Here is an 11,764-nt window from a genome sequence, read left to right on the forward strand (position 1 = left end):
AACACGGGCGTCGAGGCAACTCTACGCCCGTGTGCTTATGTCAAGGGTAATCCAGAATGGCGAAAAGAGATTTTTACGAAGTACTCGGGTTAAGTAAAACAGCCGATGAAAAAGAGATCAAACGTGCTTATAAGCGTTTAGCGATGAAATATCACCCAGATCGTAATCAAGGTGATAAAGATTCGGAATCTAAATTTAAAGAAATTAAAGAAGCTTACGAAGTTCTTAGCGATCCACAAAAACGTGCGGCCTATGATCAATATGGTCATGCTGCCTTTGAACAAGGTGGTTTTGGTGGTCAAGGCGGTGGCGGCTTTGGTGGCGCTGACTTTAGCGATATCTTTGGTGATGTATTTGGCGATATTTTTGGTGGTGGTCGTCGTCAACAACGTGCTGCACGCGGCTCAGATTTGCAATACAACATGGACTTAACGCTAGAAGAAGCTGTTCGTGGTATTACCAAAGAGATCCGCATTCCAACCTTAGAAACCTGTGATAAATGCCACGGTAGTGGGGCAAAAGAAGGCACATCAGCGGAAACTTGCTCAACATGTCATGGGGCAGGTCAGGTTCATTTACGTCAAGGTTTCTTCACCGTTCAACAACCATGCCCTACCTGTCATGGTCGCGGTAAAGTAATTAAAGAGCCTTGCTCTAAATGTCATGGTGATGGCCGTGTTGAACGTTATAAAACCTTATCAGTTAAAATCCCGGCGGGAGTGGATACCGGTGATCGTATTCGTTTAAGTGGTGAAGGTGAAGCGGGTGAGCAAGGCGCACCGGCGGGCGATCTGTATGTACAGGTTCATGTTCGTCAGCACCATATATTTGAACGAGATGGTAATAACCTCTATTGCGAAGTACCTATTAACTTTGCGGTTGCAGCATTAGGGGGAGAAATTGAGGTGCCAACTCTGGATGGTCGTGTGAAACTAAAAATTCCAGCAGAAACACAAACTGGCAAAATGTTCCGCATGAAAGGCAAAGGTGTTAAATCTGTACGTAGCCATGGTGTCGGTGATTTAATGTGTCGTGTTGTTGTTGAAACGCCAGTGAAACTGAATGAAAAACAAAAGCAGCTTATGGAACAGCTAGGTGAATCATTTGGTGGTAAAGGTGGTGAAAAAAATACACCGCGCTCTAAGAGTTTCTTAGATGGAGTAAAGAAATTCTTTGATGATTTAACCAAATAATTTTTGCGTTATCTTCATTCCCAAAAAGCCTGATAATGTATTGCCTATCAGGCTTTTTCTTATTAATTTCATAAAAATACCTAGAAACTTATCCTCTGTTATCTTCAATAGTCATTCCCCTCTTATTTCATTAGGTATCCTCTGGTAACAAAAAAGGTTGAACAATATTATCTTCACCTCTTATTATTCTTGTGAATGAATTATCAACTATTCTTAATAAAAAGCACACTATAGTCACAATAATATGGATAAAAAATAGAATATTTACCTATTTTCTATCAATTCTTGTTTTAAATGTGAATTATTACTTATGTTTATCATAAAAAATAATTGTATCAATAGGTTGTATTTTATTTTTTTTATTTTTGTTTTTTATCTTTCGTGATATTACTTATTGATTATTTTTTACATAATCCCTTCTTTACTCTTGATATAAGCGATTGAGATCGAAAAAGCCGAATTATTTTTGCTAAATAATCTGTTTTTTACGAATTCATAATTAGCATATTATTAACACAAATAGACATTTTTAGGTTAACAATATGACAGCAATTATTAGACAATTTTTAAGATTAGAGGCATCAGGCGGTATTCTTCTGATTGTTGCTGCTATTATCGCATTAATAATGGCGAATACACCTCTTAGTGCTTTGTATAATGAGTTTTTATCTATCCCAATAATGATTAAATTTGGGGCATTAGAGCTAGATAAACCGTTGATCTTATGGGTTAACGATGCACTCATGGCCATCTTTTTCTTAGTGGTAGGATTAGAAGTCAAACGGGAGCTAAAAGAAGGTTCCTTAGCGCAACGTGATCGCGCTATTTTTCCTGCAATTGCTGCAGTAGGAGGAATGTTAGCACCTGCTTTGATTTATCTATTTTTTAATCATGGCGATGCGATTGGTCAACAAGGATGGGCTATTCCGGCAGCAACAGATATTGCTTTTGCTCTAGGTGTAATGGCGTTACTAGGGCGTCGCGTTCCTGTGGAATTGAAAGTCTTTTTATTAGCGCTAGCCATTATTGATGATCTTGGTGTCATTGTGATTATTGCTCTCTTTTACTCTAAGAGTGTGGCATTAGTCCCGTTATTATTGGCAGCGCTAATCACCATCATGTTGTTTATTCTTAATTGGCGTAAAGTGAGTAATACAGCAGTTTACTTAGTCCTAGGCTTTATTTTGTGGGTGTGTATTTTGAAATCAGGTATACATGCCACAATAGCGGGAGTGATTGTTGGATTCTTGATCCCATTAAGAGATAAAGAGGGGGCTTCACCGTCGGAAGAGTTAGAGCATGTTTTACACCCGTGGGTTGCCTATTTAATATTACCGCTATTTGCATTTAGTAATGCGGGGGTTTCTTTAAATGGCGTTACCCTTGATGGCATGTTATCGACCTTACCCGTTGGTATTGCGTTAGGGCTTTTCTTAGGTAAGCCGATTGGGATTTTTCTCTTTAGTTGGGTTTCGGTAAAACTAGGGATTGCAAAATTGCCAGATGCGATTAATCTTAAGCAAATATTTGCCGTTTCTGTTTTATGTGGTATCGGTTTTACTATGTCTATCTTTATCGCAGGTCTTGCGTTTGAAGGTGCCATAGAAGCCTATAATACATACTCTAAACTGGGTATTTTAGTTGGCTCCACCATGGCTGCTGTTGTGGGATATTTATTGCTTAACTCTGTTTTACCGAAGTTGAAGCAGAAGCAAAAATAGCGAAATTGAGTAGGGAACTCGTTTTCTAAACACAATAAAAACCGAGCTATAAACATAAACCTACGGCGCAATACCTTGTATTGTGCCGTAGGTGTTTTTATGAGGATTGGAGAAAGGAACACCAATCGCTAATGCGTTGTTAACGAAGTCTGTGTGATGAGATCACAGAAGTTGAAAGGAAAATCACTATGCGTGTGTCACATCTCAATTTTAATCATCTTTATTATTTTTGGCATGTGTGTAAAGAAGGCTCTGTTGTAGGGGCTGCGGAAGCGCTGTATCTGACACCTCAGACAATTACAGGGCAAATTAAAGCATTAGAAGAAAGATTAGGGGGGAAATTATTCAAGCGTCAAGGGCGCGGATTAGTTCCCTCTGAATTAGGTCAGCTTATTTTTCGCTATGCCGATAAAATGTTTATGCTGAGCCAAGAGATGCTAGATATTGTCAACTATAGTCGAGAATCTAACCTGTTATTTGATGTTGGGGTTGCCGATGCGCTATCCAAACAACTTGTTAGTCGTGTATTAGAAACGGCGGTTATTGATCATGAACAAATACATTTACGCTGTTTTGAATCGACTCACGAATTGTTGTTAGAGCAATTAAGTCAGCATAAGTTAGATATGATTTTATCTGATTGTCCCGTAGATTCCTCACAACAAGAGGGGCTGTTCTCTGTTAAATTGGGTGAGTGTAGTGTCAGTTTTTTCTGTAGTCAGCCAATACCAGAAAAGCCATTCCCAGAATGTTTAGAAGATAGAAAATTGCTTATCCCTGGTCGACGCTCTATGTTAGGTCGTCATTTGTTAACTTGGATACGCAATAAAAATCTTCAAGTAGAAATTTTAGGTGAATTTGATGATGCCGCATTAATGAAAGCATTTGGTTTAAATCATAATGCTATCTTTGTTGCACCTTCTATTTATACCAATGAGACATTTGTCCAAAGTAATATTGAGGAAATAGGCACATTAGACTCGGTAAAAGAAGAGTATTACGTTATTTTTGCTGAACGAATGATCCAGCATCCGGCAGTACAACGTGTATGTAATACCGATTTTTCAGCTTTGTTTAGTGGTGAAAAGAAAGCCAATAACGAATGAAATACGTAGAGTTTGCATAGACAGAATGTAAAAAAACCGGCCTAAGCCGGTTTTTTAAACACAAAAAACAATAATTACATTGCTTTGATTTGTGCTTGCAGATTAGCTTTATGACGTGCTGCTTTATTCTTATGAATTAAGCCTTTAGTTGCCTGACGGTCAACAATTGGTTGCATGTCATTAAATGCTTTTTGTGCTGCTTCTTTATCACCAGAAGCAACTGCTGCGTATACTTTTTTGATGTAAGTACGCATCATTGAACGACGGCTTGCGTTGTGCTGACGACGCTTTTCAGACTGAACCGCACGTTTCTTAGCTGATTTGATATTAGCCAAGTTCCAACTCCCAAATATATTCTAGCGAGGACAATACAAAGGTGAAGGAATATGCCTTTTCAACCTAAGTTTGTCAATGGATTTATACAAAATTAGCGTCGTTGTACGCGACACTGGTTTCGTTGTGATGGCGCAAGATTTTATCAGTTAAGACGGGTAGAATACAGTCTTTTGAGTGAAAAAATCATCAAAATCGTGTATATGAGTAATAAATAATAGATTCTAAGCGGATCTACGGTTGATTTTGTGCGATTTTATAACCAACAAGTGAGTAATCGTTTATTTTTTGTTAGCAGTGAGCATGTTAATTTAACAATCATAGTGAATTGACAAAGCAAGATATTACTCACCAATAAACATTGATATATTGGGTTACTCTCGAGCCTTTGACAAGGTATAATCCAATTATTTCCACGGTATTGAGCCAGTTATGGAGCTAATTCGCGGTATACAGAATATTCGAGCACAACATCATGGTTGTGTTCTAACAATTGGCAATTTTGATGGTGTCCATCGCGGTCATCAGGCATTATTAAAACACTTGAAGCAAGAAGCATCACGTCGTGGCCTACCTACTGTTGTGATGACATTTGAACCTCAACCTCTGGAGTTTTTTTTGCCAGAGAAAGCACCTGCTCGTCTAACGCGCCTACGCGATAAGATAAAATATTTGGCAGAGTGTGGTATTGATTACCTGTTATGTGTCAAATTTGATAAGCAATTTGCGGCACAAACACCGGAAGAGTTTGTTTCATCACTCTTAGTTGATAAATTAGGTGTGAAGTTTTTAGCCATTGGCGATGATTTTCGTTTTGGTAAAAATAGAGCAGGTGATTTTCATTTTTTACAACAAGCCGGTGCTCGATACGGATTTGAGGTGGCAAATACCGAAAGTTATTGTGACAAAGGATTACGTATTAGCAGTACGGCGGTACGAGAAGCCTTATTCAATGACGATTTAGCATTAGCTGAATCATTGCTTGGACACCCTTATAGCGTTTGTGGACGCGTGGTACATGGTAATCAATTAGGCAGAACTATTGGTTTTCCAACCGCCAATATTCCCATGAAACGCTTAGTGGCACCTGTTGCTGGTGTTTATGCGGTTGATGTTTATTTAGCCGACCATCAATCGCCTTTAGCGGGGGTGGCTAATATTGGCAGTCGTCCTACCGTAAAAGGTAAGGGTGTACAATTAGAAGTTCATTTAATCGACGTTAATATGGATTTATATGGACGTCGTATTGATGTTGTGTTACGAAAGAAATTACGTAATGAACAGCGATTTGCATCATTGGATGCGTTGAAACAGCAAATCGCAAATGATGTGGCTGCTGCTAGGGATTTTTTATTGCAGCGGTCGGAGTCATAAACTAGCGGAAACTTGGAACTGAGAATCGAATGAGTGACTATAAAAATACCCTGAACTTACCAGAAACAGGGTTCCCTATGCGCGGGGATTTAGCAAAGCGCGAACCAGAAATGTTATCACGTTGGTACAAAGAAGGTTTGTATCAAGCTATTCGTCAAGCTAAAAGTGGTAAGAAAACATTTATTTTGCATGATGGCCCTCCTTATGCCAACGGCAATATTCATATTGGTCACTCAGTAAACAAAATTCTCAAAGATATTATTATTAAATCCAAAGGGCTGTCAGGCTTTGATTCTCCGTACATTCCAGGATGGGATTGTCACGGATTACCTATTGAATTAAAAGTTGAACAAATTGTAGGTAAACCAGGAGAAAAAGTCTCTGCAGCTCAATTCCGCGAGGAGTGCCGTAAATATGCTTATGAGCAAATAGAGGCGCAGAAAAAAGATTTTATTCGTTTAGGTGTGCTAGGAGATTGGGACAAACCTTATCTCACTATGGACTACAAAACGGAAGCCAATACTATTCGTGCATTAGCGCGTATTATCGCTAATGGTCACCTATTAAAAGGGGCAAAACCTGTTCACTGGTGTACGGCTTGTGGTTCATCGCTAGCTGAAGCGGAAGTGGAATATTACGATAAAACCTCTCCTTCTATCGATGTGCGTTTCCGTGCGGTTGATTCAAACGCTGTAGCGGCTAAATTTGGTGTCGTCACTGATAAACCTATTTCTTTAGTTATTTGGACTACCACACCATGGACATTACCTGCTAACCGTGCAATTGCATTAAATGGCGAATTTAATTACGCATTAGTTTCATTTGATGATGAGTGCGTCATTTTAGCGGCAGACTTAGTTGAACACGTTATGAAACGTATCGGTGTCACAGACTGGGCTGTTTTAGGTGAATGTAAAGGTAGTGATTTAGAATTATTGCGCTTCAATCACCCATTTATGGGCTTTGATGTGCCAGCCATTTTAGGCGATCACGTTACATTAGATGCCGGTACGGGGGCTGTTCATACCGCACCGGGTCATGGTCCTGATGACTTTGTTATTGGTCAAAAATATGGTTTAGAAGTGGCTAATCCGGTTGGACCTAATGGTTGTTATCTTCCTAATACGTATCCGACCTTAGATGGTGTGTTTGTTTTTAAAGCTAATGATGTGATTGTTGAGTTACTAAAAGAAAAAGGTGCTCTATTACATCATGAAGCAATGCAACATAGTTATCCTTGCTGTTGGCGACATAAAACACCAGTTATCTTCCGTGCCACTCCACAATGGTTTATCGGTATGGATAAAAATGGATTACGTCAACAATCCTTAAAAGAGATCAAAGGTGTTAAATGGATCCCTGATTGGGGCCAAGCTCGTATTGAGTCAATGGTGGAAAACCGTCCTGACTGGTGTATTTCTCGTCAGCGTACTTGGGGAACACCAATGTCGCTGTTTGTGCATAAAGAAACACAAGAGCCTCATCCTCGTACTCTAGAGTTAATGGAAGAAGTCGCTAAGCGTGTAGAAGTGAGTGGTATTCAAGCTTGGTGGGACTTAGATATCCGCGAACTGCTGGGTGATGAAGCTGATGACTACATGAAAACACCTGACACACTTGATGTTTGGTTTGATTCAGGATCAACGCACTCAACCGTAGTTGATGCTCGTCCTGAATTCCATGGCAATTCTGCTGATCTCTATTTAGAAGGTTCAGACCAACATCGTGGTTGGTTTATGTCTTCTCTTATGATTTCAACGGCAATTAAAGGCAAAGCGCCTTATCGTGAAGTATTAACACACGGTTTCACCGTAGATGGACAAGGCCGTAAAATGTCGAAATCCATTGGTAATACTGTTAGCCCTCAAGATGTAATGAACAAACTGGGTGCGGATATTTTACGTTTATGGGTTGCCTCCACCGATTATACGGGGGAAATTGCGGTTTCCGATGAGATCTTAAAACGTTCTGCTGATACTTATCGTCGTATTCGTAATACAGCGCGTTTCTTCTTAGCGAACTTAAATGGCTTTGATCCAGCTAAACATCAAGTTAAACCTGAAGAGATGGTAATACTTGATCGTTGGGCGGTCGGTCGTGCGAAAGCGGCACAGGAAGATATCCTCAAACACTATGAAAACTACGATTTCCATAATGTTATTCAGCGTCTTATGCAGTTCTGCTCAGTAGAAATGGGATCTTTCTATCTAGATATCATTAAAGACAGACAATACACTGCGAAAAGCGACAGTGTTGCTCGCCGTAGTTGTCAAACTGCGCTATACCATATTATCGAAGCATTAGTACGTTGGATGGCACCAATTATGTCGTTCACTGCGGATGAGATTTGGGCACAGTTACCGGGTGAGCGTGCGAAATTTGTTTTCACTCAAGAATGGTACACAGATTTATTTGGTTTAGAGGCATCTGAAACCTTAAATGATGAGTACTGGGCGGAATTATTAGCCGTTCGTAGTGAAGTCAATAAGGTGTTAGAGCAAGCTCGTACCGATAAGCAACTACGTGGCTCTTTAGAAGCGGCAGTAACACTGTATGCGGATAAAGCCTTAGCGGAAAAACTGAATGCATTAGGAAACGAATTGCGTTTTGTTTTACTTACCTCTCAAGCGACCGTTGCTGATATTCATGATGCGCCAGAAAACGCGTTAGCATCTGATATGGCGGGGCTGAAAATTGTCTTGAGTAAAGCGCAAGGTGAAAAATGTCCACGTTGCTGGCACTATGCAACTGACATTGGTCAAGTGGCGGAACACGCTGATTTATGTGGTCGCTGTGTTACTAACGTAGCCGGTAACGGTGAAGAACGTAAGTTTGCTTAATTGATGAAGAAAACACTTTGCTCTACAGGTTTACGCTGGCTCTGGTTGGCTATTGCTGTAGTGGTGTTGGACTTAGGTACAAAACAGTATTTCATGCAGACATTCCGTCTGTATGAATCTGTGGCTGTCATGCCTTTTTTCAACTTCACTTATGCTCATAACTATGGCGCAGCTTTTAGCTTTTTAGCCGATAAAGGCGGATGGCAACGTTGGTTTTTTGCATTAATCGCACTGGCAATCTGCATTGTCTTAGTGGTGATGATGTATAAAAATAAAGCGAGTGCCAAGCTAAGTAATATTGCTTATGCGCTTATTATAGGCGGAGCATTGGGTAATCTTTCTGATCGTCTGATCCATGGATTTGTCATCGATTTTCTGGACTTTTATGTCGGTGATTGGCATTGGCCTACTTTTAATATTGCTGATGTGTCTATTTGTCTTGGTGCAGGTTTAATTATCATTGAGAGCTTTTTCCCTGATAAGAATGCCAGCCCACAAGAAGCCAACAAGCAGAAGTAATCTGACAGATCAGTTAACTAAAATAACCCCTGCCTAATGGCGGGGGTTACGCTTAATAGAAGGTATTAGTATGAGTATGCAGATCCTCAATAATAGTGCAGTATTGCTGAATTTCACCTTAAAATTGGCAGACGGCTCTGTTGCTGAATCTACACAAGCACATGGAAAACCGGCGTTATTTCATCTTGGTGATGAAAGCTTATCGCCTGCTTTAGAAGCAGAGTTGGTAGGACTTAAAGAAGGGGAAAAGAAAACCTTCACGCTTGCGGGGGAGCATATTTTTGGTAAATATAATCCTGATCTTATTCAATACTTTATGCCTTCTGATTTTGCGCAATCCGGTATTCCTGAAACAGGTACCATTATGCTGTTTACGGCAATGAATGGTAATGAAATGCCAGGCATTGTGCAGGAAGTGACGGAAGATTCTGTTACTGTCGATTTTAATCATCCATTAGCGTTACAAGATGTCACATTTGATATTGAAGTCGTCAGTATTGATCCACAGGAGGAAACAACAAATGCAAATATTGCTGGCTAACCCACGAGGCTTTTGTGCGGGTGTTGACCGAGCTATCAGCATTGTTGAACGTGCATTAGAAATCTATGGCGCGCCAATTTATGTACGCCACGAAGTGGTTCATAATCGCTATGTAGTCAATGATTTACGCGAACGTGGTGCTATTTTTATTGAAGAAATCTCCGAAGTGCCGGATAACGCTATTTTGATCTTCTCAGCACACGGTGTTTCTCAAGCTATTCGCCAAGAGGCACGCTCTCGTAATTTAACGATGCTTTTTGATGCCACTTGTCCTTTAGTGACCAAAGTACATATGGAAGTCGCAAGGGCGAGCCGTAAAGGTAAAGAGGCCATTTTAATTGGCCATGCCGGACACCCAGAAGTTGAAGGGACGATGGGGCAATACAGTAACCCAGAAGGGGGAATGTATTTGGTTGAATCTCCAGATGATGTATGGAAACTAAAAGTGAAAGATGAAGATAATCTTTGCTTTATGACACAAACTACATTATCCGTCGATGATACTTCCGAAGTGATTGATGCCTTAAATAAGCGATTCCCTAAAATCATCGGGCCTCGTAAAGATGATATCTGCTATGCGACAACCAATCGTCAAGAAGCTGCTCGAGAGCTTGCAGAGCGTGCCGATGTCGTGTTTGTTGTTGGCTCTAAAAACTCATCTAACTCAAATCGATTAGCAGAGCTTGCACAACGTGCAGGCAAACCCTCTTATTTAATCGATAGTGCTGAAGATATTGATGAAATATGGGTAAGCCATGCCAATATTGTTGGGGTGACAGCAGGAGCATCAGCACCAGATATTTTAGTTCAACAAGTCTTAGCACGATTAAAGGCCTTTGGTGCAGAAGAAGTGATTGAGCTATCTGGCAGAGAAGAAAACATTGTTTTTGAAGTGCCAAAAGAGTTACGTCTTGACTATAAAGTAGTCGAATAATAACAATAGCTATAAACATTTAATTTACCAAGCAGAGCCAAGGCTCTGCTTTTTTTATCTCCTTTTTTATAAATCGTAAAATTTAATGAATAATCATGCGGTTCATCGCTTTTGCTGATGATCTCTATCCTTTTGTTCGTTTTTCTTATTATCGTCGTTAAATGCTGGCATCAAACGAATGACATCGTTAATCTGTAAAGTATTAATAAAGATCATAAGTGTTACTAAGGAGAACATAGATTATGTCTGCAACAGAACTTCGTCTTGCGGTAGTGGGGGCTGGAGGGCGTATGGGGCGCCAGCTGATCCAAGCGATTAATCAGCAACAAGGTGTGGTATTAGGTGCTGCTTTTGAACGTACTAATTCTTCATTGATAGGGGCTGATGCAGGAGAGTTAGCGGGAATTGGTCATATCGGTATCACTGTTACTGATAATTTATTAGCTCAAGTCGGGCAATTTGATATTTTAATCGATTTTACGCGTCCAGAGGGTACGTTGTCCCATCTGGCATTTTGTGTTGAGCATCATAAAGGCATGATTATTGGAACTACCGGTTTTGATGAAGAAGGTAAAAAAGCCATTAATTGTGCTGCACAAACTATTCCTATTGTCTTTGCTGCTAACTTTAGTGTTGGCGTTAATTTAGTGCTTAAATTATTAGAAAAGGCAGCTAAAGTGATGGGATCTTATAGTGATATTGAAATTGTAGAAGCTCACCATCGTCATAAGGTTGATGCACCATCTGGTACGGCCTTAGCGATGGGCGAGTCGATTGCAGAGACTTTAGGTCGTGATCTGAAAGATTGTGCGGTTTATCAACGAGTTGGACATACAGGAGAACGTGATCCTAGCAGTATTGGCTTTGCGACTATTCGTGCAGGGGATATTGTGGGTGAACACACTGCTATTTTTGCAGATATTGGTGAGCGAGTAGAGATTAGCCATAAGGCATCGAGTCGAATGACCTTTGCAAATGGCGCGGTTAAGTCAGCTATTTGGCTAAGTGAAAAAAAATCTGGTCTTTATAATATGAAAGATGTGCTTTCTTTAGAAGAATTATGATTTTTTTTATATTTAATTCATTGAAAACCCATGATTATTTATATTATCTGTGGGTTTTTATTGTTGTTTGTCTATTTTTTGTTTGTTGTTTTTATTTTTTAATAACTTCCTTTGTTTTCTTCCGTTTTTATAGTTAAAA

Annotated in this window: 10 protein-coding genes; 9 read left to right on the forward strand and 1 reads right to left on the reverse strand. The window is 39.9% G+C overall.

Going from position 1 to position 11,764, the window contains the following annotated elements; all coding sequences use genetic code 11:
* Window positions 1–56: 56 nt before the first annotated feature.
* The 3 genes from dnaJ (at window position 57) to nhaR (ending at window position 4,020) form a co-directional block, all read left to right on the forward strand.
* Window positions 57–1,193 (forward strand): molecular chaperone DnaJ, encoded by a 1,137-nt coding sequence (dnaJ, locus tag HMPREF3129_RS14690; RefSeq protein ID WP_004245212.1) that lies wholly within the window; start codon window positions 57–59, stop codon window positions 1,191–1,193.
* Window positions 1,194–1,735: 542 nt separating this feature from the next.
* Window positions 1,736–2,914 (forward strand): Na+/H+ antiporter NhaA, encoded by a 1,179-nt coding sequence (gene nhaA / locus HMPREF3129_RS14695; protein WP_004245211.1) that lies wholly within the window; start codon window positions 1,736–1,738, stop codon window positions 2,912–2,914.
* A 188-nt stretch (window positions 2,915–3,102) separates the two neighbouring features.
* Window positions 3,103–4,020 (forward strand): transcriptional activator NhaR, encoded by a 918-nt coding sequence (nhaR, locus tag HMPREF3129_RS14700; protein ID WP_004245210.1) that lies wholly within the window; start codon window positions 3,103–3,105, stop codon window positions 4,018–4,020.
* Window positions 4,021–4,094: 74 nt separating this feature from the next.
* Here nhaR and rpsT read toward each other — a convergent pair whose 3' ends face one another.
* Window positions 4,095–4,355 carry a 30S ribosomal protein S20 gene (gene rpsT, locus HMPREF3129_RS14705; RefSeq protein WP_004248964.1) on the reverse strand — a complete coding sequence of 87 codons (261 nt, stop codon included), beginning with the start codon at window positions 4,353–4,355 and terminating at the stop codon, window positions 4,095–4,097.
* 430 nt (window positions 4,356–4,785) lie between these two features.
* On the opposite strand from rpsT, the gene ribF reads away from it, so the two are divergent.
* The 6 genes from ribF to dapB all read left to right on the forward strand — a co-directional run bounded on the left by ribF (window position 4,786) and on the right by dapB (window position 11,625).
* Window positions 4,786–5,727 (forward strand): bifunctional riboflavin kinase/FAD synthetase, encoded by a 942-nt coding sequence (gene ribF / locus HMPREF3129_RS14710; RefSeq protein ID WP_004245208.1) that lies wholly within the window; start codon window positions 4,786–4,788, stop codon window positions 5,725–5,727.
* A gap of 29 nt (window positions 5,728–5,756) precedes the next feature.
* Entirely contained in the window at window positions 5,757–8,567 is a 2,811-nt protein-coding gene (gene ileS, locus HMPREF3129_RS14715) for an isoleucine--tRNA ligase (protein ID WP_004248968.1), read from the forward strand.
* Window positions 8,568–8,570: 3 nt separating this feature from the next.
* Window positions 8,571–9,086: a signal peptidase II gene (lspA, locus tag HMPREF3129_RS14720; RefSeq protein ID WP_026164640.1), complete on the forward strand. Its 516-nt coding sequence runs from the start codon at window positions 8,571–8,573 to the stop codon at window positions 9,084–9,086.
* Window positions 9,087–9,156: 70 nt separating this feature from the next.
* The gene (gene fkpB, locus HMPREF3129_RS14725; protein WP_036919730.1) at window positions 9,157–9,627 is read left to right on the forward strand and encodes an FKBP-type peptidyl-prolyl cis-trans isomerase; all 471 of its coding nucleotides are present in this window, start codon (window positions 9,157–9,159) and stop codon (window positions 9,625–9,627) included.
* A complete protein-coding gene (ispH, locus tag HMPREF3129_RS14730) occupies window positions 9,608–10,561 on the forward strand; it encodes a 4-hydroxy-3-methylbut-2-enyl diphosphate reductase (RefSeq protein ID WP_004245204.1) in 954 nt (317 codons plus the stop codon). Before fkpB ends, ispH begins: the two co-directional genes overlap by 20 nt.
* A gap of 242 nt (window positions 10,562–10,803) precedes the next feature.
* Window positions 10,804–11,625 (forward strand): 4-hydroxy-tetrahydrodipicolinate reductase, encoded by an 822-nt coding sequence (gene dapB / locus HMPREF3129_RS14735; protein ID WP_036919733.1) that lies wholly within the window; start codon window positions 10,804–10,806, stop codon window positions 11,623–11,625.
* Window positions 11,626–11,764: the final 139 nt, after the last annotated feature.

Source organism: Proteus sp. HMSC14B05 (genome assembly GCF_001808035.1).
In the GTDB taxonomy this organism is placed as follows: Bacteria; Pseudomonadota; Gammaproteobacteria; order Enterobacterales; family Enterobacteriaceae; genus Proteus; species Proteus mirabilis.